This window comes from Massilia eburnea (assembly GCF_009720745.1).
GTDB classification, from domain to species: Bacteria; Pseudomonadota; Gammaproteobacteria; order Burkholderiales; family Burkholderiaceae_D; genus Rugamonas; species Rugamonas eburnea.
Genome location: NZ_WNKX01000001.1, coordinates 35,629 through 59,218 on the forward strand (window position 1 = coordinate 35,629; position 23,590 = coordinate 59,218).

The 23,590-nt window shown below is 61.1% G+C and carries 25 protein-coding genes and 2 tRNA genes; 7 read left to right on the top strand and 20 right to left on the bottom strand.

The window, feature by feature from the left end; all coding sequences use genetic code 11:
* Window positions 1-3: 3 nt before the first annotated feature.
* Genes GM658_RS00180 through GM658_RS00190 form a run of 3 tightly spaced genes read right to left on the bottom strand, consistent with a single transcriptional unit; the run spans window position 4 to window position 2,184 of the window.
* Window positions 4-1,053, bottom strand: a complete 1,050-nt coding sequence (locus tag GM658_RS00180) for a sensor histidine kinase (protein WP_308612704.1) — start codon at window positions 1,051-1,053, stop codon at window positions 4-6.
* 11 nt (window positions 1,054-1,064) lie between these two features.
* Entirely contained in the window at window positions 1,065-1,829 is a 765-nt protein-coding gene (locus tag GM658_RS00185) for a LiaF transmembrane domain-containing protein (RefSeq protein WP_229416692.1), read from the bottom strand.
* Window position 1,830: 1 nt separating this feature from the next.
* Entirely contained in the window at window positions 1,831-2,184 is a 354-nt protein-coding gene (locus tag GM658_RS00190; protein ID WP_155452003.1) for a LiaF transmembrane domain-containing protein, read from the bottom strand.
* A gap of 740 nt (window positions 2,185-2,924) precedes the next feature.
* Between GM658_RS00190 and GM658_RS29045 the strand changes: the two genes are divergently transcribed.
* Entirely contained in the window at window positions 2,925-3,476 is a 552-nt protein-coding gene (locus GM658_RS29045; RefSeq protein WP_211841788.1) for an FxDxF family PEP-CTERM protein, read from the top strand.
* Window positions 3,477-3,528: 52 nt separating this feature from the next.
* Here GM658_RS29045 and GM658_RS00200 read toward each other — a convergent pair whose 3' ends face one another.
* From GM658_RS00200 to GM658_RS00245, 10 genes are all read right to left on the bottom strand, one after another.
* The gene (locus tag GM658_RS00200) at window positions 3,529-3,864 is read right to left on the bottom strand and encodes a hypothetical protein (protein WP_155452004.1); all 336 of its coding nucleotides are present in this window, start codon (window positions 3,862-3,864) and stop codon (window positions 3,529-3,531) included.
* 10 nt (window positions 3,865-3,874) lie between these two features.
* Window positions 3,875-5,068 carry a formate dehydrogenase subunit gamma gene (locus tag GM658_RS00205; RefSeq protein ID WP_155452005.1) on the bottom strand — a complete coding sequence of 398 codons (1,194 nt, stop codon included), beginning with the start codon at window positions 5,066-5,068 and terminating at the stop codon, window positions 3,875-3,877.
* An 11-nt stretch (window positions 5,069-5,079) separates the two neighbouring features.
* Window positions 5,080-5,301 (bottom strand): hypothetical protein, encoded by a 222-nt coding sequence (locus GM658_RS00210; protein ID WP_155452006.1) that lies wholly within the window; start codon window positions 5,299-5,301, stop codon window positions 5,080-5,082.
* Window positions 5,298-5,900, bottom strand: coding sequence for a formate dehydrogenase FDH3 subunit beta (gene fdh3B, locus GM658_RS00215; protein ID WP_155452007.1), 603 nt, complete (start codon window positions 5,898-5,900; stop codon window positions 5,298-5,300). The genes GM658_RS00210 and fdh3B overlap by 4 nt, the downstream gene beginning before the upstream one ends.
* 10 nt (window positions 5,901-5,910) lie before the next feature.
* Complete coding sequence (locus GM658_RS00220; protein ID WP_155452422.1) at window positions 5,911-8,874, bottom strand: formate dehydrogenase subunit alpha; 2,964 nt, start codon at window positions 8,872-8,874, stop codon at window positions 5,911-5,913.
* Window positions 8,875-8,889: 15 nt separating this feature from the next.
* A complete protein-coding gene (locus tag GM658_RS00225; RefSeq protein ID WP_155452008.1) occupies window positions 8,890-9,084 on the bottom strand; it encodes a hypothetical protein in 195 nt (64 codons plus the stop codon).
* Window positions 9,085-9,153: 69 nt separating this feature from the next.
* Window positions 9,154-9,714, bottom strand: coding sequence for a TorD/DmsD family molecular chaperone (locus GM658_RS00230; RefSeq protein ID WP_155452009.1), 561 nt, complete (start codon window positions 9,712-9,714; stop codon window positions 9,154-9,156).
* Window positions 9,714-11,801, bottom strand: a complete 2,088-nt coding sequence (locus GM658_RS00235; protein ID WP_155452010.1) for a 4Fe-4S binding protein — start codon at window positions 11,799-11,801, stop codon at window positions 9,714-9,716. Before GM658_RS00235 ends, GM658_RS00230 begins: the two co-directional genes overlap by 1 nt.
* Complete coding sequence (locus tag GM658_RS00240) at window positions 11,776-12,183, bottom strand: DUF3306 domain-containing protein (RefSeq protein ID WP_170298613.1); 408 nt, start codon at window positions 12,181-12,183, stop codon at window positions 11,776-11,778. The genes GM658_RS00235 and GM658_RS00240 overlap by 26 nt, the downstream gene beginning before the upstream one ends.
* Entirely contained in the window at window positions 12,173-12,685 is a 513-nt protein-coding gene (locus GM658_RS00245) for a DUF3305 domain-containing protein (RefSeq protein WP_155452012.1), read from the bottom strand. The genes GM658_RS00240 and GM658_RS00245 overlap by 11 nt, the downstream gene beginning before the upstream one ends.
* A 113-nt stretch (window positions 12,686-12,798) precedes the next feature.
* On the opposite strand from GM658_RS00245, the gene GM658_RS00250 reads away from it, so the two are divergent.
* On the top strand, window positions 12,799-13,836 hold the full coding sequence (locus GM658_RS00250; protein WP_229416718.1) for a type II asparaginase: 1,038 nt from the start codon (window positions 12,799-12,801) through the stop codon (window positions 13,834-13,836).
* A 42-nt stretch (window positions 13,837-13,878) separates the two neighbouring features.
* On the opposite strand, the gene GM658_RS00255 is transcribed toward GM658_RS00250, so the two are convergent.
* Window positions 13,879-14,769 (bottom strand): LysR family transcriptional regulator ArgP, encoded by an 891-nt coding sequence (locus GM658_RS00255; RefSeq protein ID WP_155452423.1) that lies wholly within the window; start codon window positions 14,767-14,769, stop codon window positions 13,879-13,881.
* A 106-nt stretch (window positions 14,770-14,875) separates the two neighbouring features.
* Between GM658_RS00255 and GM658_RS00260 the strand changes: the two genes are divergently transcribed.
* On the top strand, window positions 14,876-15,478 hold the full coding sequence (locus tag GM658_RS00260; RefSeq protein ID WP_229416693.1) for a LysE/ArgO family amino acid transporter: 603 nt from the start codon (window positions 14,876-14,878) through the stop codon (window positions 15,476-15,478).
* On the opposite strand, the gene GM658_RS00265 is transcribed toward GM658_RS00260, so the two are convergent.
* Complete coding sequence (locus GM658_RS00265; RefSeq protein WP_155452014.1) at window positions 15,475-15,747, bottom strand: transcriptional regulator; 273 nt, start codon at window positions 15,745-15,747, stop codon at window positions 15,475-15,477. The two genes, GM658_RS00260 and GM658_RS00265, sit on opposite strands and share 4 nt — an antisense overlap.
* A 105-nt stretch (window positions 15,748-15,852) precedes the next feature.
* Between GM658_RS00265 and GM658_RS00270 the strand changes: the two genes are divergently transcribed.
* The 3 genes from GM658_RS00270 to GM658_RS00280 all read left to right on the top strand — a co-directional run bounded on the left by GM658_RS00270 (window position 15,853) and on the right by GM658_RS00280 (window position 19,549).
* Complete coding sequence (locus GM658_RS00270) at window positions 15,853-17,862, top strand: fused MFS/spermidine synthase (protein ID WP_155452015.1); 2,010 nt, start codon at window positions 15,853-15,855, stop codon at window positions 17,860-17,862.
* Window positions 17,863-17,898: 36 nt separating this feature from the next.
* On the top strand, window positions 17,899-18,378 hold the full coding sequence (locus GM658_RS00275) for a Dps family protein (RefSeq protein WP_155452016.1): 480 nt from the start codon (window positions 17,899-17,901) through the stop codon (window positions 18,376-18,378).
* 103 nt (window positions 18,379-18,481) lie between these two features.
* Window positions 18,482-19,549, top strand: coding sequence for an OmpA family protein (locus GM658_RS00280; RefSeq protein WP_229416694.1), 1,068 nt, complete (start codon window positions 18,482-18,484; stop codon window positions 19,547-19,549).
* A 9-nt stretch (window positions 19,550-19,558) separates the two neighbouring features.
* Here GM658_RS00280 and GM658_RS00285 read toward each other — a convergent pair whose 3' ends face one another.
* On the bottom strand, window positions 19,559-20,866 hold the full coding sequence (locus GM658_RS00285) for a family 1 glycosylhydrolase (RefSeq protein ID WP_155452017.1): 1,308 nt from the start codon (window positions 20,864-20,866) through the stop codon (window positions 19,559-19,561).
* A gap of 66 nt (window positions 20,867-20,932) precedes the next feature.
* Window positions 20,933-21,184, bottom strand: coding sequence for a hypothetical protein (locus tag GM658_RS00290; protein ID WP_155452018.1), 252 nt, complete (start codon window positions 21,182-21,184; stop codon window positions 20,933-20,935).
* 41 nt (window positions 21,185-21,225) lie between these two features.
* Between GM658_RS00290 and GM658_RS00295 the strand changes: the two genes are divergently transcribed.
* Window positions 21,226-21,921 carry an SOS response-associated peptidase gene (locus GM658_RS00295; RefSeq protein WP_155452019.1) on the top strand — a complete coding sequence of 232 codons (696 nt, stop codon included), beginning with the start codon at window positions 21,226-21,228 and terminating at the stop codon, window positions 21,919-21,921.
* A 12-nt stretch (window positions 21,922-21,933) separates the two neighbouring features.
* Here the strand turns inward: GM658_RS00295 and GM658_RS00300 are convergent.
* From GM658_RS00300 to glmM, 3 genes are all read right to left on the bottom strand, one after another.
* Window positions 21,934-22,010: transfer RNA gene (locus GM658_RS00300), tRNA-Arg, on the bottom strand.
* 79 nt (window positions 22,011-22,089) lie between these two features.
* A tRNA-Pro gene (locus tag GM658_RS00305) sits at window positions 22,090-22,166 on the bottom strand.
* A 54-nt stretch (window positions 22,167-22,220) separates the two neighbouring features.
* Window positions 22,221-23,573, bottom strand: coding sequence for a phosphoglucosamine mutase (gene glmM / locus GM658_RS00310; RefSeq protein WP_155452020.1), 1,353 nt, complete (start codon window positions 23,571-23,573; stop codon window positions 22,221-22,223).
* Between the last annotated feature and the right edge of the window lie 17 nt (window positions 23,574-23,590).

The window sequence follows — 23,590 nt, forward strand, 5'->3', positions numbered from 1 at the left end:
GATTCAGGGCTCCTTCGTCTCAGCAGGCAGCATCAGGGCTACCCGGTAATGATTGTTCTCGTGTGTGCAATGCACACTGGCCTCGTGGCCGTAGGCCGCCGCCAGCCGCTCGCGCACATTGACCAGGCCGATGCCGTTGCCCTTACGGGGCGGCGTGTCCGGGTCGGTATCGTTTTCCACGGCAATCTTCAGCAGCGAGCCTTCCCGGCGCGCGTCGATGCGCACCGTACCGCCCTCCGCCAAGCCGCCGATGCCATGCTTGACAGCGTTTTCCACCAGCGGCTGCAGGATCATCGGCGGCAGCAGGCATGGCAGCGCCGATTCATCCACTTCCTGCTCCACCTCAAGCCGCGCGCCGAAACGCACTTTTTCAATCGCCAGGAAATGGCCGATCAAGCGCACCTCCTCCTCCAGCGTAATCTTGCCCTGCGCCTCGATGCCCAGGCTTTGGCGGAAGAAGTCAGACAGGCGTTGCGTCATGTCGCGCGCGCGCTTGGCGTCGATGGAAGTCAGCGCGCTGATCGAGTTCAGGCTGTTGAACAGGAAATGCGGATCGATCTGGGTGCGCAGCATGCGCAATTCCGCGTCGCGGGCCAGCAGCTTGGACTCCAGTTCGCGCTGCTCCGCCTGGCGGGCCCGGACAAATTCACCGAGCAGGTAATTCAGCGTTGCCAGCAGGCCGTACATCAGGACGCCCAGCGAGAACAGCAAGGCCGTAAGCTGAGGCCTGTCCTTGATGCCCGTGGCGCCGAACGATTCGGCGGCGATATTCCACACCCGCATCAGGAACACCCACAGGAAGCCTGCCCATACCGCCGCGGTCAAGGTCGACACCAGAATCACGGCCGGGCTGCGTTCGCGCAGCGGGTTGGCCTTGCACATGTAATAGGCCGAAAAGCCGGCGCCGACGGAAAACAGCAGCGTGACCGGCACTGCAAACAGCATGGCGCGCAGCCAGGGCTCGTCGCCCAGCTGCGCCACCGCACCGCCCAAGCCCAGCCCCAGCAGCAGCCATACCGTCAGGTACAGCAGGACGCCGCTTCGGCTGCTCAAGACGCGCTGCATCAGTTACGGATATCCACGCCGCCCATGACGGCGGTGCCACGCACCACCAGGCGTTTGCTGGCATCCTTGGGCTGCATGGTCTTCTCTTCAAAACCGCCCAGGATAGGCGTGCCTTCCAGTTCCACCGTCCAGTCGGTCGGCACCTTGATCGAGATACCGCCCATCAGGGCAAACACGTTCAGCACAGCGACGCCGTTCATCGATGCGGTACGCATATCCAGGTCGATGCCGCCCATCACACTGGTCAGGTCGCCACCGCGGAAGTCCTGGGTCGTCACCTTGCAATGAACGCCGCCGAAGATGGCCGTCTGGTCCAGCACGCGCTCACCGGTCGCGCCTTCGCTCCTGGAGAAAATGGCAGTGTCGTCCACCAGCCCGTTCGCCTCTTCGCTGCCGGCGGCCGCTTGCTGGCTGCGCTTGTGGGCACGGAACACCATCATCAAGCCCAGGCCGATGATCCCGATCGGGAACAGCGTCTGCCAGCTGATGTAGATCAGGCCCAGGCCTTTCAGCAGCGAGACGGCGCCAAAGCCAATCATGAAGATGCCGGCCACTGCTGCCCCGCTGCCGCGGCGCGGCGCTTGCGCCAGGGTCGAGGCGCCAACCAGCATCAGGATGAAGGGCCAGAAATGCACCCGCATGTCGAGGTCGATCCAGCCCAGGTTATCGATCAGGAACAGGAAACCGGCCAGGATGACGCCGGCGCCAACCAGCATCTGCGTTGCGGTATTGCGTTGGCGGTAGCGGCGATTGCGCATTCTCATCTTACTTCTCCTCTTTATCGGCGGTGTATTTAATCACAACTGGCTGGGCCAGCATGCAGATGCCTGCAATGATGACCAGGATCGGCCAGCTGTTGTGGAAGGTCAGCCCCCACAAGTGTTCGAACGAAACGTAGAACCAGCCGGCGAAGGCGATATGGCACAGGCCATCCACCACATGCCTTGGCGTAGTCGGAGGGATTAGCTTGAGGGCGCCGAATGCCATGGCCAGGAAGGGCCAGTAACGCCACCACATGCCGATGGGCGGGACCTGGATGTCGGTCAGCAGCAGCACGCCCACCGCGACCACAATCAAGCCCCAAAGCAGCTGGCTGCGGCTTTCCATCTTCTTGCTCATTTCTTGCTCCCCGTTGATTGGATGGGTGAACTTTATCGGGGAGCCCGCGGCGGCGAAACCGCTGTTCGGTGAATGGCGGCGGCGGTTCGGTGAACGGCGAAGTTTTCAGCGAACGGCGAAAAAAAACCCGCCGGGCGGCGGGTCACGGGGAGGTTACGGGGGCCTAACGCCCAGTTTCCATTTTCGCTTCGAACAGCATCAAGCCCCAACCCAGCTGACGGCGAATCTCCTCTGGCGATGGAGGTGGCTTAACTGCTTGCGAACGGCGTTCAAGGTATTCCCGTACCACATACTTGGATGGGTGGTTCGTCTGGGTCATGATAGGCCTCCGTATTCTGCTTTTTAGTTCGCTTCAATCACGGTTCCATCTTATTTCTCCACCCTCCCGCAAACGGTGCGTTTGCGAACAATTCCTCGGTCAGTTCGGCTCTTGTTCCTGTCGGAATCGGCCTACGAAATGTGTCGCGCCAGGCTTGCAGGCTCGAGCACTGAAAAATTTATCGCTTGACGGATTTTCAAATTTGGGCAGTGCCCCGCAAGCGCCGCCAGGGACTGTTCGCTCGAAAACATACACACTTCATTAATGAAATATCGACAAAAAGGGGTGGGCTATATTGGTCAGCGTTGGCAAGCAGGAAAGGTTATGTTTTCAGCAGGCCACTGACGATATGACCGGGCAACCTCTTGCGCGCTGACAACCGCTTCACCTTCACAACAACACTATCTCAAGGGGTATTAACATGAAGAAAGCGTTACTAAGCAAGGTAGCTGGAACCCTGATGCTATCCGCCGGGCTGTTCGCCAGCTCCGGCGCCATGGCGCAAACCACGTTGGGCTTTGACGCTGCGGGCGACGCCATCTTTGGCGCGCTCCACGCATCGCCTGGGGACTATATCGATACCTACCTGTTCTCGGTGGACACCAATGCCAGCTATGCGAGTGGTACCGCCGTGGTGGGCAAAACCTGGTTCGATGGTTCCCGACTGGCAAACTATGGCATAACTGGCATCCAGTTCTTCAGGGTCAATGCCGACGACAGCCACACTGACCTGGGCACCACGTTCAACACCTCGGGCGGCATCGAGTTCTTCCCGATCGACGCGTTGATGTCCGGTAACTACGGTTTCACGGTCACAGGCAGCACCGCCATCAGTGGAATGGGCGGTTCCTATGCCGGTAACCTGAACCTGGCTGCTCCGGTTCCAGAACCAGCTACCTATGCGATGCTGCTGGTTGGCGTAGGCCTGCTAGGCCTGGCGTCCCGCCGCAAGTCCAACGACAAGCTGGGCTAAGCCGCAACCACATCCCCCCGTGGAAACCCGCTGCGGCGGGTTTTTCATTTGCTTACTTCTTGGCGCCTGCTGCGGGAACGGGCTTCGCATCGGCCACGCCGACCTCGTGGGTCGCAGCCACCTGGGCTACATAGGGCCCTGGATCGGTGCAAGACGGCAATGGGGTCGCCGTTGCGGATGGCTTTTTGCCGCTTCCCTTGGTCTTGAAGTAATAGGCAGCGACGCGGTCCTGCGCGAGGCAGAGCTTGTAGGCGGCGACCTTATCGGTCCAGGCTTGCTTGTCCTTGGCGGCGGCAGCGGCAGCTTTCTGCTCTTCCGTAGGTACGGGCAGCTTGGCTTGTGCGGCGCAGGCAGCAAACAGCGCCAGGGTAATCAGGGACTTCATCATCGCTTGCTCCTCAAACGGTCTTGGGCGCCGGCGGCGGGACGGGCTCGCCATCGTGTTCAGGGGCGCGCATGCGCGGCACTTTGCCTTCCACCACCTCCTGATACCAGATATCGTGGTGCTCGCGCGCCCAGGCGTCGTCCACATAGCCTTCGCGCATGGCTTTGTAGGCGCCTTGCATGCCTATCGTGCCGAGGTAGATGTGGCCGAGCGCAAACCCCATCATCAGCACAGTGCAGGTGATGTGCAGCAGGTTGGCGCCCTGCATCAGGAAGCGGGTGTATTCCAGGTTCGGCACCAGCTTGTCGAGCACGAAACCGGAGCCGCTGGCGGCCAGGCCCAGCAAAGTCACGCCGCCCCAGAACCACAGCTTTTCACCGGCATTGAAGCGGCCAGCCGGGGCGTGGCCCTTGCCGAACATGCCGCCCAGTTTCGCCAGCCATGTGATGTCGGCAGCAATCGGGAAGTTGTCCTTCACGAAGATGGCGAAGGTGACGATGATAGAGACCGTGAACAGCGGGCCAACGAAGTTGTGGATCGTCTTCAGCGCATAGGTCAGGTAGCCGAACAGCGTATGGCCGATGACCGGCATCAGCAGGAACTTCCCGAACATCATGCACAGGCCGGAGAGCGCCAGCAGTACAAAGGTGATGGCTGTTGTCCAGTGCACGAAGCGTTCGACTGGGGTGAAGCGCTGTATCTTGCGGCCGGTCGGCGGTGAATGGACCTTGATCGGGCCTTTAGCGAAATACATCGCTGCCAGGATGGCGAGTACGCCAAGTATCAGCCAGCCGCCGATGCTGATCATCGGGCCGTTGCGGAAGCGGCGCCAGGCCTCGCCGGCGGTGACCGGGAGCGGCTGCCCGGGATACTGCGCTTTGGGCTGGATCAGGACGCCGGATTCGGGATATGGCAGGCTGCTGTAGTTCGCTTCCCCGGAAACCACCTTGCGCCATACCGGCGCGTTGTTGCCGGGCTGGTCGCGCGAACGTTCGGCCTGGTTCTGCTTGAGGATGTCGATCGATTCGACGCGCGGCGGCGCGGCGCTTGCCACTGCGCCGTCCTTGGCCGGTGCGGCGGCGCTACCCGGCGCGGGGCTTTGCCCGGCTGCTGGTGGGGCGCTTTGCGGGCCGAGCGCGGGAGCATCGGCGGCGAGCGAGGTGCCGGCGGCGAGCGCCACGGCCAGCATTGCCAACCATCGTTTCATGGCAAGCCTCCCTAACGGTTGGTCTTCACGTACTCATTCTGGAGCTGTCCGCGTTCGCGCACCTGGCGCTCCCAGGCCAGCTTGTCGCCCGGCGTCCAGCCCTTGGCCACTTCCGCATCGTGTGCGCCCTTGTACGCCGGCTCATCACCGCGATTCACCGCACTGCCCTGCTTCGACTGCGACACTTCGCCGCAACCCGCCAGCGCCAGCAGCGCTATCAAATAAAGTTTCATGACTTAGCCTCCGGTTTGCCGTAAGCCGTGCCCCATCCCCACACCTCGCTGCCCTTGCCGCGCGTGACCACACGGGTGCGGAAGATCTCCGCCACCACATCGCCATCGCCGCCCAGCAGCGCCTTGGTCGAGCACATTTCCGCGCAGGCCGGCAGTTTGCCTTCGGCCAGCCGGTTGCGGCCATACTTTTCAAATTCGGCCTGCGAGCCGTTTTCTTCCGGCCCGCCGGCGCAGAACGTGCACTTGTCCATCTTGCCGCGCAAGCCGAACGTGCCGTTCGACGGGAACTGCGGCGCGCCAAATGGGCAGGCATAAGAACAGTAGCCGCAGCCGATACAGGCATCCTTGTTATGCAGGACCACGCCTTCTTCTGTGCGGTAGAAGCAGTCGACCGGGCAGACCGCCATGCAGGGCGCATCCGAGCAATGCATGCAGGCCACCGAGACCGATTTTTCCTGGCCGATGACGCCGTCGTTGATCGTCACCACGCGGCGCCGGTTCACGCCCCAGGGCACCTCGTGCTCGTTCTTGCATGCCGTCGCACAGGCGTTGCATTCGATGCAGCGCTCCGTGTCGCAAATGAATTTCATCCGTGCCATGGCTATCTCCTCAGCCCACGAAGCGTTCGATATTGCAGATGGTCGTCTTGGTCTCCTGCATCATGGTGACCGAGTCATAGCCGTAGGTTGTGGCAGTGTTGACCGCCTCGCCGCGCACGATAGGCGCCGCCCCTTCCGGGTAATACTCCAGCAAGTCCTTGCCCTGCCACCAGCCGGAGAAGTGGAAAGGAATGAAGGCCGTATCGACGCCCACGCGCGGCGTTACCAGCGCCCGCACCTTGATGCGCGCGCCGGTCGGCGTCGACACGATCACGTACTCGCCGTTGCGGATGCCGCGGTCCGACGCTGCCTTGGGATTGATCTCGACGAAGTTCTCCTGCTGCAGTTCCGCCAGCCAGGGATTGGAACGCGTTTCCTCCCCGCCCCCTTCGTACTCCACCAGCCGCCCGGACGTGAGAATGATCGGGAATTTCTTCGCCAGTCCGTCGTCGACTGCCTTCTGCTGCACGGTCTTGTACAGCGTCGGCATGCGCCAGAAGGCTTTCTTGTCGTCGTGCGTCGGGTACTTGGCTACCAGGTCCGGCCGCGTGCCGAACAAAGGCTCGCGATGCAGCGGCACCGGATCAGGGAAATTCCACACCAGGGCACGTGCCTTGGCGTTGCCGAACGGGTGCACGCCATGCACCTTCAGGCAGACGCGCTGGATGCCGCCCGACAGGTCGGTCTTCCAGTTCTTGCCCTCGGCCGCCTTCTTCTCGTCCTCGGTCAGGTCGTCCCACCAGCCCAGCTTTTTCAGCAGCACATGGTCGAATTCGGGATAGCCGGTCGTGATTTCTGAACCCTTGGAATACGAGCCGTCTTCCGCCAGCAGGTTCACGCCGTCGCGCTCGACGCCGAAATTGGCGCGGAAATTGCCGCCGCCATCCATCACGTGCTGCGAATTGTCGTACAGGTTGGCCGAGCCGGGATGCTTCAGTTCCGGCGTGCCATAGCAAGGCCAGGGCAGGCCGAAATAATCGCCCGTCAGGTCGTAGCCGGTCTCCGCATCCTTGCCGCCTTTGCAGCGCAAAGTCTTCACGTCGAACATGTGCATATTGCGCATGTGGGCCTTCAGCCGCTCCGGCGACTGGCCCGTGTAGCCGATGGTCCAGCTGCCGCGGTTGATCTCGCGCAGCATGTCTTCCGGTTCCGGCTCCATCATATTGCCCTTGCCAGGCACCAGCTTGATCTTGGCGACAAGCTGTTTGGCGAAGCCGAGCTTTTCCGCCAGCTGGTACATGATCATGTGGTCGGTGCGCGATTCGAACAGCGGCTCAATCACCTTTTCGCGCCATTGCACCGAGCGGTTGGAGGCAGTCACCGAGCCGGAGGTTTCGAATTGCGTCGCCGCCGGCAGCAGGTAGACTGCACGGTTGGCGTTAAGCTGCTGCCCATCCACCTTCATTGCAGCCATGGCGGCGGTGGCGGATGGATATGGGTCGATCACGACCAGCAGATCCAGCTTGTCCATCGCCTTCTTCATTTCCAGCCCGCGCGTTTGCGAGTTTGGCGCATGGCCCCAGAAAATGACTGCCTTGACGTTGCTGTCCTGGTCGATCAGTTCATTTTTCTCGAGCACCGCATCAACCCAGCGCGACACCGTCGTGCCGGATTTTTCCATCATGGCCTGCGAGGCGAACTGGCTCTTGACCCATTCGTAATCCACACCCCACACGGCGCACCAGTGCTTCCAGGCGCCGGCAGCCAGGCCGTAATAGGCCGGCAGCGAATCCGGATTGGGGCCGACGTCGGTCGCCCCCTGCACATTGTCGTGGCCGCGGAAGATATTGGTGCCGCCACCGCTCTTGCCTACGTTTCCCAGCGCCAGCTGGAGAATGCAGGATGCGCGCACGATCGCATTGCCGATGGAGTGCTGGGTCTGGCCCATGCACCAGACCACGGTGGAGGGCCTGTTTTTGGCCATCGTTTCGGCAGCCTGCAGGACTTGCGCTTCCGGCACGCCGCAAGCTTCCTCGACTTTGTCGGGAGTCCACTTGGCGACTTCCTCGCGCACCTTGTCCATACCGTAGACGCGGGCGGCGATGTACTCCTTGTCTTCCCAGCCGTTCTTGAAGATATGCCACAGCATCCCGTACAGGAACGGTATGTCCGAACCAGAGCGGATGCGGATGTACTGGTCCGACTTCGCCGCGGTACGCGTGTAGCGCGGATCGACCACGATCATCTTGCAGCCGTTTTCCTTCGAATGCAGCATGTGCAGCATCGAGACCGGGTGCGCCTCCGCCGCATTGGAGCCGATATACATGGCCGCCTTGGCGTTCTGCATATCGTTGTAGCTGTTGGTCATGGCGCCATAGCCCCAGGTATTCGCCACACCCGCCACGGTGGTGGAATGGCAGATGCGCGCCTGGTGGTCGCAGTTATTGGTGCCGAAGAAGGAGACGAATTTACGCAACAGTGCCGACTGCTCGTTATTGTGCTTGGAGGAGCCGACGAAGAAGACCGAATCCGGCCCATCCTTCTTTTTCAACTCCAGCAGCTTGGCTGAAATCTCTTGCAGGGCCTGGTCCCAGCTGATGCGCTGGTATTTGCCATTCACCAGCTTCATGGGATATTTGAGCCGGAACTCGCCGTGGCCGTGTTCGCGCAGCGCGGCGCCCTTGGCGCAATGCGAGCCAAGGTTGATCGGCGAATCGAAGACCGGCTCCTGCCGGATCCAGATGCCGTTCTGCACCACCGCGTCCACCGAGCAGCCCACCGAGCAATGGCTGCAGACGGTGCGCCGCACCACCGGCTTGCTATCGTTACCAGCAGCGGCAGGTTCTTTCGCCTGCGCCTTGCGCATCAGCGAAAGCTGCCCCGCCGCCAGCCCGATGCCGACGCCGATGCCGGAGCGTTTGAGGAAGGCGCGCCGGTCCATGGTTGGCAGGGCGCGCGCCAGGCTGCCCTCCAGGCTCGCTGCGAATCGGCCAGGCGCACGAGGGCCTGCCGGCCCTTTACGTGTCAGGAGCATCATCTTGCCCTCCACTCAGATCTTGGTGGTGCGGTAGTACTTCTTGATATGTTCCGTGAGGCGGTAGCCGTCGCCGGGAGGTGGCTCGGCTTCCGCAGGCGCCGTCGCTTCGGGCGGACTGCTCGCCATTTTCGCAGCGACACCGGCAGCGGCCAGGGCCCCTATGCCGGTGAAGAATGACCGTCTTCCAGGTTTGGATTGGGTTGACATCTTGGTCTCCCTTAGCCAACAACAGTTAGTCTTTTTACACTAGCACAAATAATTTAACATTGCAGCAAGCTAGTCCATATCGAACGCCTGAGTTTCGACTTCGACGAAGCTGCGCGCCAGTCCGCCGACGGCGCGGTAGTACGACGCCCGGGGATGGGCGTCGATCGCATCGAACAGCTGGTTCGCCCATGGTTGGATATGGGAACCAAAGAATTCCTTCTGTGTTGCAATGCTGCCATGCAGCAGCCTCATCGCATCGCACAGGGCGGCGAAATGGTCTTCGCTCTCGGACAGGTGTTCGGAGCGTTCCAGCCCCAGCCGCGCCAGGTCGCTGCGCAAGGCCACCAGCGGTTTCTCCATCAGGAAGCCGGACAGGTAATACGAGCCATACAGCATGATCTCCGCCTTGCCGACGCCGATGAAGAGCGCTTCATATTCATCCCGCGCGCGTTCGGCATCGGTCTGGCTGCAGGCGGTTTGCAGGCCGCGCCAGGCATCGGCCAGCACGCCGTCTCCTTCAATGGCCGCGCCTTCGATCAGGTCCAGCACCGCCTGCGATGGCGGGCCGTAGAACAGCATGGAGAGCACACCGTACAGTTCGGAGCGTGCATATTCTTCGTCTTCGGTCATCAGCGTTTTACCTCAAAGATGGTGACTTCTTTTTCGGGCTGCAGCATGTCGATGACGCGGCAGTCGGGGCACATGCGCAAGCGCTCGATGTTGCCGGCGAAGGCGCCGTGGCCGGCGAGCTTGGCGACCATGTTTTCGACCATTTGCAAGGTGCCAAACGGTTTCTGGCATTTGATGCAGTGGTAAGGCTGCGCTTCGTTGATGACACGCGCCTGCTTTGCCGCAGCACCTATCGCAAGGCGCGGCTGCAGCGCCAGCGCCTGTTCCGGGCACGTATTCACGCACAGGCCGCACTGCACGCAGTTCGCTTCCGTGAAGCGCAGCTGGGGCATCTGCGGGTTGTCGGTCAGGGCCGATTCGGGGCAGGCGCCGACGCAGGCCATGCACAGCGTGCATTTGTCCGTGTCGATTGCAACCGCGCCGAAGGGGGCGCCCGGTGGCAGGGCTATGCAGTCCTGCGGCGTTGGCGCATGCTGCGCGAGATGCGTGATCGCGAAGTCCAGCGTCTCACGCTTTGCCGCCGCAACGTGGAATGCCGCCGCAGGCATGGCGGCCGGCCGCCCCGGCAAGACAAAGCGCTGCAGTTCGCGATCGAGCTCCTCGGCGTCGCGCGTACGCAGCAAGTGCAGCCGCACGGTGTGATAGCCCAAGCCGTCGATGATCGCTTGCGCGATTTCCATTTGTGCCGTGAGCGCATCAAGGTATTGCGGCGCTTCCCCGCCGGTCGCCAGGACGGCCACGTCGGCTGCGCCGTAGGCGACGGCTGCAAGCCACAAGTCCATGCCCACCGATGCGACGTGATGCACAGGGACCGGCAGCACGCGCGCCGGAACGCCGCGCGCCGCGCCAGCCGCCGCAAGCTGCCCGAGCTGCCGCACCAGCCCGCCGCCCTCCTCTTCGCTGTGCACCAGCAGCGCAGGGCGCACGCCACCGGCACGGACGTAAGTGGCCAGCAAGGTACGCAGCTTCTCACCGAAATCGCTCGCACGCGGCCAGGCATACGTCAGCGCGCCGGACGGGCACACCGTCGTGCAAGCCCCGCATCCCGCGCATAGTTGCGGCGTCACCTTGATATGGTCGCCAGCACTGGAAATCGCCTCCGCCGAACAGATATCGATACAGGCGTTGCAGCCCGGCTGCCTGCTGCGGCTATGCGCGCAAATGCTCTCCTTGTATTGAAAGAAGCGCGGCTTGCTGAACGTGCCGACCATTTCCGATATCTGCAGTGCAGCCAGGGCGGCCGCAGCGTCATCGGCGCCCGGCGCGAAATAGCCTTGCGGCGGCTGGTGCATGCGCAGCAGCGGTTCATCGTGCAGGTCAAGCACCAGGTCGAATTCGCCGCTGCGGTCCCTGTCAATGCGCTCGAAGTCGATTGCCGCCACCGCACCGCAAGCCGCGACGCAATCGCGATGCGAAGTGCAGGCAGCGAGATCAACCTGATATGCGAGACTGATGGCGCCTTCCGGGCACGCCTTTACGCAAGCGTTACAACGCGTGCACAACTCAAGGTCGATCGGATTGGTTTGCTGCCAGCTGGCCTGGAAAGCGCCCAGCCATCCTTTCACGCGCGGCGCGCTGCCACTAAAGGTTGGCCAGGCGTGGCCGGCCAGCGCGGCTTCATCGCCATCCGTGAGCAGGACGCTCACCTGCAGTTGGCGCTCCAGCTTGCGTGCCCACGCAAGCACGCGCCGTGCAGGGCCGACCAGTAATACGCGGCCTTCCGAGCCGTATTCGACTTCCGGCACCGGCTCCGGATCGGGCAGACGGGCAGCGGCCAGCAAAGCGGCCATCTTGGGCATGGCGTGCCGCGCCTCCTCGCTCCAGCCACCGGTTTCGCGCAGGTTCACGAAGCGCAGCGGCGCCACTGCAGGTTTCATCTCCGCCAGCTCGCGGAATAGCGGTTCTTCCTGGGTGCAGCCGACGATGATGCGCTCCGCTCCCTCCAGGGTTTCAAGGTACTGATTGACTTCGCGGCGGCATAACTGGCTGGCCACTGGCAGCGCCCCATCGCCCAATGCGCTGCCGATTGCGGCGCCGTCCAACGGCATGGTGTTATTGCAGTTACAGATCCTCGTCTTTTGGCTCATCGTTTTCTTCCGCCGCGATCTCGCGCGCGATAAAGTCCTTGGCGTGGTTGAGGGCTGCCACCATCAATGGCGTCAGGGGTTCGAACTTGTTGTAGTCGTCGATGTAGGTATCCAGCCCGTCCATCACATTGAAGTGTGGATCCGAGAACAGCTTTTTCAGCGCAGCGCGGCGCACAGTCTCATCGACGCCGCGTGCAATGAACGGGGTGAAGTCGGAATCCGCCGTCAGCTGGCCCACCTGTTCGAGCGTTGGCGCAGGGCGTTCGGCTTCGGGATCTTCGGCGATGGGCAGCTCGGGCGATTCGGCAGAAGGCAAATCGGCGCCCGACTGCGCCTCCGCTTTGACGCGCGACCAGCGGGCAAAGAAAGTTTCAGCGGCCATGACGCCGCCCTCCCTCGTCATGCGCCATCTGCTGTACCGCGGCGCCGCCTTCGAATGATGGACGGCGGCGCTTGCCTTTGGGCTCCGGGCGATAGTATTCCACGACAAAAGAGCCCAGCTTCTCCATGATTGGCGCAGGCAATGGCAAGGTGTCTACCTGCTCACCGCCGTCCATGAGCCGTGCGGCTTCGTTATAGGACAAGGTCACGAACTGCGGCACGGCCAGTTCCCCCTCCATGCGCCACATGATGAACCAGCAAGGCGCGCCGGAATCAAGATTCAGGAAGTAGCCCTCCGCCTCGTCGGAATACAAGCGCGTCGACAGGCCGGGATAAAGCCACAAGGTCGCGGAAGGATCATCCCGCAAGCAGCGCGGCGCGCCCGCGGGAATAGGCGACAGCACGACCTCCGCCGGCAACCACTGGAATGGCTGCCAGTTGCTCTTCAATGGTTTGCGCTCCATGACTACAGCGAGGCTTAGTTCGTCTGTTTCCACTGGCATTGTCCTTGCTTAGAAGTATAACCATGTTGCACCAAATCTAGTACCATGCGCAACATTCTCATAAAACAACCACAGGAGAACTCATGTACCGCAGCACCGCCAAACACTTCATTATGACCCTGTTTGCCTTCTTAATTGCATTCAGTGTTCATGCAGAGAAGCTTCCAAACATCACGATCCTTGCCACCGGCGGCACGATTGCCGGCTCCGGCGCCACTTCCACGACCACTGTCGGCTACACCGCCGCGACCGTCGGCGTCCAACAATTGATAAACGCAGTGCCGGAACTGTCCAAGATTTCGAACGTCACCGGCGAACAAGTGTTCCAGATCGCTTCCGAAAGCATGACGAACGAACACTGGCTGACCCTCGGCAAGCGTGTCAACACCTTGCTGGCGCAGCCGAACGTAGACGGTATCGTGATCACCCACGGCACCGACACGCTGGAAGAGACCGCCTACTTCCTGAACCTGGTCGTGAAGTCGCGCAAGCCAGTCGTGCTGGTCGGCGCCATGCGCCCAGGTACCGCACTGTCTGCTGACGGTCCGATCAACCTGTACAACGCGGTCCTGATCGCCGGCAGCCCGGAAGCAGTTGGCAAAGGCGTGCTGGTAGCGCTGGGCGACCAGATCCATGGAGCACGCGACGTCACCAAGACCAATACCTCGACCCCGGACTCGTTCAAGACGCCGGAACTGGGCATGCTGGGCTATGTGCAGGGTCCAAAAGCGCACTTCTATCACGTCTCGACCCGCAAACATACCGTCGAAACCGAATTTGATATTTCGAACCTGAGCGCCCTGCCACAAGTCGATATCGTTTATGGCTATGCGAATATGAATCCGGTCGCGTTGAACGCCTTTATCGCCGCTGGCGCCAAGGGTATTGTCCATGCCGGCACCGGTGATGGCAGCGTAGCCGCCAAAGTAAAACCTGACCTGGCCGCAGCCCGCAAGAATGGCACGGTTATCGTGCGCGCCAGCCGTGTAGGTAATGGCATTGTCGCCCGCAATGGCGAAGCAAATGACGACGAATTGGATTTCGTGGTTTCTGACACCCTGAGCGCGCAAAAAGCCCGCATCCTGCTGATGCTGGGCCTGACTAAAACCTCCAATACCAAAGAACTGCAGCGCATGTTCTACATGTATTAATTGGACTTGCCAGAAGCTGGCGCGATTGCGCCAGCTTCGAGTCTACCGATCCAGCGCCCGCCCTGCGGCAGCCAGCACCTGCTCGGTCAGCAGTTCCAGCTTGGGCGACTGGATCTTCCAGGAATGCCAGTAAAGGTGAATATCCAGGTATTTTCCCGGCACCAAATCCACCAATTCCCCCGAAGCCACCAGCTCTTTATATTGCTGGCGAGGCAGCATGCCATAGCCCATGCCAAGCTTGATCGATTCCACGAATGGATCACTGGAAGGCACGTAATGAATTGGGTAGGCGCCCAGCGGCAATCCCAGTTCGCGCTCAATGAATATCTCCTGCAGCGAGTCTTTACGGTCGAAAAACATGACCGGAGCTTTGCGCGCAGCTTCGCGTGTGAATCCATCAGGGAAAAAGCGCGCAGCAAATGCTGGCTGGGCCAATAAACGGTAGCGCATAAAGCCCAAATGCTGCGAACGGCAGCCGCGCATCGGTTCCGGCTCACTTGAGACGCCCGCCAGCACCAAACCCTTTTCAAATAGCGAATAAGTGTGGTCCTGGTCGTCGAGGATGATCTCCAGCAGAATGTTTTCGCGGTTCAGGAATGGGCTCAACTCGGGCAGGAACCACGTTCCCAACGTATCGTTATTGACTGCAACCGGAATACGTGGCGGCATCGCTTCCTCCGCCGTCAATTCAGCCAGGAATTCCTGCTCCATCAAGCGGCTGCGGCGCAGGTATTGCACAAGGCGCTGCCCGGCGCCGGTCAGCCGGATCGGGCGGCTGCGGATCAGCAAGGGCGCGCCAACCGCCGACTCCAGCCCGCTGACCCGCTGCGACACCGCCGATGGCGTCAGGTGCAGGGCCGCCGCAGCTTGTTCGAAACTGCCGGCATCCACCACGGCCAGCAGAGCCTCCCCCTGTCGCGCGTCCGGGATCATCACGCACACTCCTTTAGCAAAATTAATCAATACTGAAATATATTAATTCAGCTTCATTTAACTGGCTAGCGGCGACACAATGCCTGCTCCACAACAGGAGTCGACAATGCAGAGTTACGTGAATGGTTTGGGACTGGGTGCGAGCCTGATCATGGCAATTGGCGCGCAGAATGCGCATGTGCTGCGGATGGGCATCAAGCGCCAGCACGTGGCGCTGACGGTTGCCGCGTGCATTGCAATCGATATCGTGCTCATCGCGTTCGGCGTGGCGGGCGCCGGCGCCATGATCCAGGACTCCCCCCTGCTGTTGGCCGTCGCACGCTGGGGCGGCGCCGCCTTCCTGCTGTGGTACGGGCTGCGCAGCTTGCGTTCGATGCTGACGCCCAAATCGCTGGCGGTCGACGCCGCAGCGCCAGCGCCGGATGCCCGGCAGGCACTGGCCAGTGTGGTCGCCCTATCCCTGCTGAACCCCCACGTCTACCTCGACACGGTAGTGCTGCTCGGTTCTGTGGGCGGCAGCTATCCGGACGGCCAGCGCGTCGGCTTTTCAGCCGGCGCCATGACCGCCTCGCTGTTGTGGTTCACGGCGTTGGGTTTCGGCGCCACCCGCCTGGCAGGCGTCTTCGGCCGTCCGCTGGCCTGGAAATGCATCGAAGGGCTGACCGGCGCCGTCATGCTGACGCTGGCCGCCGGTCTCGTCTTGAGTTAAGTGCCGCCGTTCTGCCGCCCGAGAAAGACCCGGTCTGCAATGTCATGGCGGAACAGGTCGAGCCAGGAAGTACTGTCGCTGATGAAGTATTGCTTTGTTTGGCCGGTTGACCTGCGTGTCACGGTAAGCTCGCCCTGCAATCCTGATAGCTCGTCCGTTTTGGGGTCGGTTGTGTCGATGGCGCTCAGCGAAAAGTCCGACTGTGCGAGATGATGACGACGCAGGATCGCGTCAAATTCCGCCTTTTCGCCCGGTTCGATCAGTTGCATAGATTCTCCTTTCGAGATATCGCTCTTGCAGTTTAGGCCGGATTCGGGCGTTGGTTTTCGGCGACTAAGTGAAACCCGCAGGTAGATTGCGAGTTAATATTTCGCATGCTCATACTTTATGCCGGGACAATCTTCCTCAGTGCCTTCCTGCTTTTCCAGGTTCAGCCCATCATCGGGAAAATGGTGTTGCCGTGGTTCGGCGGCTCGGCCTCGGCCTGGACGGTGTGCATGCTGTTTTTCCAGCTCACTCTGCTACTGGGCTACCTGTATGCCCACCTTAGCAGCCGCTGCCTGACATCACGCCGGCAAGCCTTCCTGCACGCAGGGCTGCTCGGCTTGGCCGCGATGACGCTGCCGATCATCCCTGGCGAGGGCTGGAAGCCGGTTACTGGCGACGACCCAGCCATGCAGTTGCTCGGCCTGCTTGCCGCGACCATTGGCTTGCCCTACTTCATGCTGTCGACTACCGGTCCGCTGCTGCAGCACTGGTTCGCGCAGGAGCGTCCTGGCCGCGTCCCCTACCGGCTGTTCGCGCTATCCAACTTCGCTTCACTGCTGGGCTTACTGAGCTACCCTTTTCTGTTCGAGCCGCGCTTTACCTTGAAGGAAATGTCAGCTTTCTGGTCATCCGGCTTCGCGCTCTTCGCCGTATTCTGCGCGGCACTGGCCCTGGCCAGGCGCGGCCGCAGCCAGTCAGTCCTGAGTGTCCCCGCCCCACTGGAGAAACCCAGCGTACGCGACAGCCTCTTCTGGTGCGCACTTGCCGCAATTCCGACCGTGGTCCTGATGTCAGCCACCAGCCACCTCACGGCAAACATTGCGCCAGTTCCGTTGCTATGGGTAATTCTCCTCGTTATTTACCTGCTGACTTACATCCTCTGTTTTGACAGCGCCCGCTGGTACCGCCGCAGGCTGTTCCTGCCGTTGATGGCCGTCCTTACGCCGCTCCTGATCGCGTGCAGCACCTACCCGAGCCTGATGCCTTCGGGGATCGTTTGGCCCACGCTGCTGTTCTGCCTCGCAGTCTTCACGTATTGCATGGCCTGCCACGGCGAACTGGCGCGGCTGAAACCGCCGCCTGCGCAACTGACCGCGTACTTCCTGATGATCGCGCTCGGCGGCGCCATCGGCGGCATATTCACCGGCTTGGTCGCACCGCGCATCTTCAACGACGATTACGAACTGGCCTTATCCTGCATTGCGGCAGTGTGCATCGTTGGCGCCGCTTGCCAATATCGCCAGACAGGACCGGCGCCGAACTCCCGCCCCATCAAGGCGACGATCCTTTGCACCACCTTGCTCGGCGTGATGTGGGCAGCGAACGCAATCTCGCCATCCACGCCGACGATCAAAGGCCGCAACTTTTACGGAACAGTCAAAGTCAAGGATACCGGCAGCGGCGAAGCGCTGGTTCGCCAGCTCACGCATGGCGTCATCATCCACGGCCGCCAGTTCCTTGATCCCTCGCGGCAAAGCTGGCCAACAACGTATTTTGGGATGTCGGGCGGCGCCGGCATTGCGATCGCCGCCAGCCGCCGCGGCGGCCCGCAGCACGTCGGCATCATCGGCCTCGGAATCGGCACCATGGCCGCTTACTGCCGGCCCGGCGACGCATACCGCTTCTACGAAATCAATCCTCTGGTGGAGCGCTTCGCCAACGAACACTTCACCTACTTGCGTAATTGCCCGGCCCACAAGGAGATAGCAACAGGCGACGCCCGCCTGGTGATGGCAGCGGAACCATCGCAGCAATTCGACATGCTGGCGGTGGATGCGTTCTCCGGCGATGCCGTGCCGGTGCATCTGTTGACGCGGGAAGCCTTTGCCATCTACTTCCGCGAACTGAAGCCCGATGGCGTGCTGGCCGTGCACGTTTCGAACCGCTACCTCAACCTCGTCCCCATCGTCCAAAAGGCTGCCGACACATTCAAGCGCGCCGCATTTCTGGCAGCCAGCGGCTCCGACGAGGCGCGCGGACTCAAGGCTTCCACCTGGGTGCTGGTGGGCCAGCGCGAACAACTGGCGCGCTTCGCCAGCCTGCATGAACTGCCGCCGGCGACTGGCGTCCGGCCCTGGACTGACGACTACAGCAGTCTTTTGGGAATCATGAAATAATCGTCAAGGCACGCAACCAACCGAAAGGAATGGACGATGGACGCAGTCAAAATTGATATCGGTCTCTCTGACGATAGCCGCGCACGCATTGCCGATGGCTTGTCCCGCCTGCTGGCCGACAGCTATTCACTCTACCTCATGACCCACAACTTCCACTGGAACGTCAAGGGTCCCATGTTCAATTCCCTGCACCAGATGTTCATGACCCAGTACAGCGAACAATGGACCGCGCTGGACCTGATCGCAGAACGTATCCGCGCCCTGGGTTACCCCGCCCCTGGCACCTATGCCGAATTCGGCAAGCTAACCTCAGTCAAGGAAGTGGCAGGCGTACCGAAGGCGATGGACATGGTGCGCCACCTGGTCACCGCCCAGGAAGCGACTGCGCGCACCGCCCGCGCCCTGCTGCCGGTCGTGGATGAAGCCAACGACCAGCCGACAGCCGACCTGCTCACCCAGCGCCTGGACGTGCACGAAAAAACTGCCTGGATGCTGCGCAGCCTGCTGGAAGAATAAGCGCCAGCTCATCCGCGCGAGGCTGTGCAACGGCATGGTATAAAATTGACATCATTGTTAATTTAACCCCGTGCTGTTGCACTTCATCGCGAAAGGATCTTCCTTGAAACTGCTGTCCGCCAAAGTGGCGCGCCATTGCATCGCCACCGCCTTCTGCCTGTCTTCCCTCGCATTTGCTGCCACCGCCGTCGCCGGTCCCAACTGGGCAACGGATGTGGCAGGCGGCGAAGATCATCCCCTGATCCAGCGTTACAACAATTCCTGGATGATGGCCTACAAGAAGGTTGGCTTTGACCAGACGACTTTCCCGGGCAAGCTGGGCTTGGACAGCCACAATGAATTCCTGGCGCCGGTCACCGTGGAAGGCCAGATTACCCGCATGGTGTATTTCGCCCCGCTCGGCAAGACGCCGCTGGAAGTGCATCGCAACTACGAACAGGCACTGAAGGCGGCCGGATTCAAAGCCCTGATAAGCTGCACGCCGCGCGATAAAGGTTGCGAACACATGCGCTACGGATTCGACGACCATTACCGGGCCATGAAGGAAGCCGATTTCCACGCCAACCGGGACCGTCAGCCGGAGAACTCCGCGCTGTATAAATACATGGGTTCCCTGGGTGGCTCAAATATGCTTGGTACCGATGACCTCTACTTCACTTACGGTACTCTGGCCAAGGACGGCAAGATCGTCCACGTCATGCTGAACTCCGGCAAGGTTTATAACACCGACTTCACCACCACCTACATCGAAATCGCCGAACCTCAGGCAATGGAAGGCGGCCAGGTGACCGTCAATGCGGATGGCTTGAGGAGCGCCTTGCAGGCCAGCGGCAAAATCGCCCTGTACGGCATCTACTTTGACACCGGCAAGGCCGAAATCAAGGCTGCGGAATCCAAAACCCAGCTGGACGAAATGGCGAAACTCCTGAAGAACCAGCCCGCACTCAAGGTCTACATCGTTGGCCACACGGACAACCAGGGCAACCTAGACGCCAACCAGGCCCTGTCGCAGCAACGCGCGCAGGCGGTGGTGACCGCATTGGCCAAGCAATACCAGATTGCTCCGGCCCGCCTGGCGAGCAAGGGCGTGGCCAGCCTGGCGCCTGTCGCTTCCAATGCAGACGAGGCCGGCCGCGCGAAGAACCGCCGGGTGGAGCTCGTCCTTCAGTAAGCAAGCCGATCAATCCGTATTGGTGGGTGCGGCCGTCGCCTCGCTGCTTGGCTGATCGGTGTCCGGCGCGGGCGCAGCTTGCGCCGCAACCTCTTCATGTTCTTGCGGCAGCGCGATCGGCACGCGCAGGCAGATGCTCTGGGTAGGCAGGACAGCGCACCAGTCGCGGATCAGGTCACGATACGCTTCGCCGACAGGGCGGATCTTGCGCTGCAAATCGAACAGTCCAAGTGGATTGACCGTGCCGCGATTTTCACGCAAGGCGACATCCCAATCCACTTGGTCAGTAAGCGAATACCAGGTAAATCCGACAATCGGAACACCATTGTTGCGCACCCTGAGCACGTTCGCCCACTCCTTGCGCAACCAGCGTACCGCCTCGTCGCCGTTCGGCCCTTCCATCAAATTGGTTTCGGTATGCATCACCGGCAGCCGATAGCGGTTGTAGTACTGGTGGGTGATGACTGCATAGCCGAAAATTTCGCCTGAGGCACGGGTGGCGCCATCGGCGTTCACGTGGTGCTCATTGGTCATGTAGTAATCGTTACCCATGATGCACTGGTGCTTGAGATTGTTATCCAGGAAGAAGTGGTACTCCTCGCGCGTCATGCCGTTGTCCATCAGGTATTCGTAAATTTCGGAATCAACCCTGCGCCCATAGTTCAGGTCCAGCGACAGGAAACGGCGGGCATTGCGAAATTCGGATTGGGCAATCGCAGCCGGACATTCGGCGTGAAAATATTCGCTTGATTCACTCTGGATGAACAAGGCATCGGGCCGCACTTCCAGGATCGCACGCATCGCCAGGATATTGGCTTTGACGATGTGCTTCATGGCGGTGACAAAGCCGCGGTCGGATGTCATCTGCTCGTTCCACCAGCCATACATGCCGGAAAACAGGGCGCAGATCTGCATTTCGTTGACAGGCGTGTACACCTGTACCCAGGGGTAGCGCTGGGCAAATGCGCGGGCGTATTTTGCAAACTCGGCAGGAAAATCCGGATTCTGGAAATTGCCGATCCAGTCCGGCACACCAAAATGGCACAGGTCGGCAATGGCGACGATATTCCTGCGTTTCAGGTCGCGCAGCGTTTCATCCGCGAACGACCAGTCGTATTTGCCGGAGCCCGTCCAGCTCAGGTGAAGCGGCGGGCCAAAACGCAACGCACGAATGCCCAGTTGCTCCACCAAGTCAAAATCGGTGCGCCAATATTTGTAATGGCCGCATTTTTCCATCTCGTCCATGCGGACGCGGCCGCCTTCGATGGTTGGATAACTGTTTTCAATCCCTGTGGCAAAGATAAAACCGTTAAACATGGCCGGCTCCCGAAAGCGCGATATTCAAGAATACCGTTTTCGCCCAGGGCCGACCGCCCTATTGCATTAGTCCGCATTCCGGATCGCATTGGCGCGCCGCCGCAGCTCCCGCGAAGTCGCGAAGGGACGATCTTCCTCCAGGCAGGGCTCGCCTTTCAATTCTTCGCGGAAGGTCCAGTGCAAGTGGCTGGCGCGCACCACCAGGGCGCGCAGGCGCTTGACTTCCCAAAGCACGGCAAGCATGTCGGCATTCTGGTTACGCAGCCAGATTTCGCGCAACTGTTCAGCTGTCAGCGGCTTTCGATTGACTGTATGCATATACAGTAGTTTAGCAAGCCCTTTCCGGTTAGCATAGCCCCATGTGCACCAATTACCGCCCCACTTCGCGCGACCTGCTTCAAGAGTTGATGGACATTGACCTGTCCAACCTGGAAGGCCTGGAATGGCCCGACGAGACCTGGAAAGACTATGACGCCCCCATCATTCGCCTTGGCCTGGACGGCCAGCCGGAATGCGTGGTGGCCTCGTTTGGTTTCGTACCGCGCCGGCACGTGCCGGCTTCGATGCCATCATTGACCACCATGAACGCCCGCAGTGAAACCGTGGGCCAGTTGCGCTCTTACAGCAGATATTGGAAATCCAGCCAGCTCTGCCTGGTGCCGATGACCGGCTTTTACGAGCCGAATTATGAATCCGGCAAGGCCGTGCGCTGGCAGATCGCCATGGCCGACAAGCGCCCCTTCGCCGTGGCAGGCATGTGGCGCAGCTGGGAAGAAGCGGACGGACGCATCAGCCACTCCTTCACTCAGCTCACCATCAACGCTGACGAACATCCCCTGCTCAAGCGCTTCCATAAGCCGGATGACGAAAAGCGCACGCTGGTCGTCGTGCCACCGGAGGCTTACAGAGACTGGTTGTCCTGCCGCGATCCCGAGTTTGCCCGAGCCTTCCTCAATCCCTACCCACACCGGCTGATGAATGCGTGGGAAGACCCACGCCCGGTCGCCAAGAAGAAACCTGCCGCTGAAAAGCAGCAATCCTTGCTGGACTTTTGATTTGTAATTGATTGGCCTGCCCTGCAGGAATCGAACCTGCGACCCTCGGCTTAGAAGGCCGATGCTCTATCCAACTGAGCTAAGGGCAGAGACGCGGGCAAGGCGATGAAAAGCGTTGCCGCAAATGAAAAGCGGGTTGTCCGAAGACAACCCGCTCAAGGAAATTCCTGGTCGGAGTACAAGGATTCGAACCTTGGACCCCCTGCTCCCAAAGCAGGTGCGCTACCGGGCTGCGCTACACTCCGATAAACGAATAATACCCCGGCGAGGCATCATGCGTCAATGTCACTGCGGCAACTTTACGCTGCCAGCGCCGTCTCAACTTTGTCGGCGATGCGGCGCGCCATGCTCTGGGCCTTGTCGGCGTCGCGTGCTTCGACCATCACGCGAATCAGAGGCTCGGTGCCGGAGGCGCGGATCAGCACGCGGCCGGTATCGCCCAGCTCGGCTTCCACCTTTTCTTTTTCCGCGACCATAGCGGCGTTCTTCTGCCAGTCGAAGCCGGCCGGCACACGCACATTGATCAGGGTTTGCGGGAACAGCGTCACCTCGCCGGCAATCTGGGCCAGGGTCTTGCCGCTGCGCTTGAGCGCGGACAGCACCTGAAGCGCCGAGATGATGCCGTCGCCGGTGCTGTGCTTGTCCAGCGCCAGCAAGTGGCCGCTGCCTTCGCCGCCAAGGATCCAGCCTTTTTCCTGCATCACTTCCAGCACGTAGCGGTCGCCGACCTTGGCGCGCGCAAAGCCGATACCCTTCTGTTTGAACGCTACCTCGACGGCCATATTGGTCATCAGGGTGCCGACTGCTCCAGCCACGCCGCCGTTGGCCAGGCGGTCCATCACCATCACGTACAGCAGCTCGTCGCCGTTGTACAGGCGGCCGCTGGCATCGCACATGATCAGGCGGTCGGCGTCGCCATCCAGGGCGATGCCGAGGTCGGCCTTATGCTCCAGCACGGCGGCAGCCATGGCTTTCGGCGCGGTGGCGCCGACACCGTCGTTGATGTTCAGGCCGTCCGGCTTGTTGCCGATGGCGACCACTTCCGCGCCCAGTTCGTGGAAGACGTGCGGGGCGATATTGTAGGCGGCGCCGTGGGCGCAATCGACCACCACCTTCAGGCCGCGCAGGTCCAGCTCGTATGGGAAGGTGCTTTTGCAGAATTCGATATAGCGGCCCTGGGCATCGTCCAGGCGGCGGGCGCGGCCCAGCTTTTCTGGCGACACGCATTCCATTGGCTGCTCCAGCATCGCTTCGATGTCCAGCTCAACGGCGTCAGGCAGCTTGGTGCCCTGGTCGGAGAAGAACTTGATGCCGTTGTCCTGGAATGGGTTGTGGGAGGCGGAGATCACTACGCCAGCCTGCAGGCGCAGCGCGCGCGTCAGGTAGGCAATGGCTGGGGTCGGCATTGGGCCGGCCAGCTTCACGTCGACGCCGGCGGCGGAGAAGCCGGCTTCCAGAGCGGCTTCCAGCATATAGCCGGAAATACGGGTGTCCTTGCCGATCAGGACGGCCGGACGGGCAGTGCCGGAGTTGGCCGACTTGGCCAGCACTTTGCCTGCGGCATAGCCAAGGCGCATGACGAAGTCGGGGGTAATCGGCGCCTGGCCAACCAAGCCGCGCACACCGTCGGTACCGAAATATTTACGTGCCATATTGAGTCTTCTTCCTT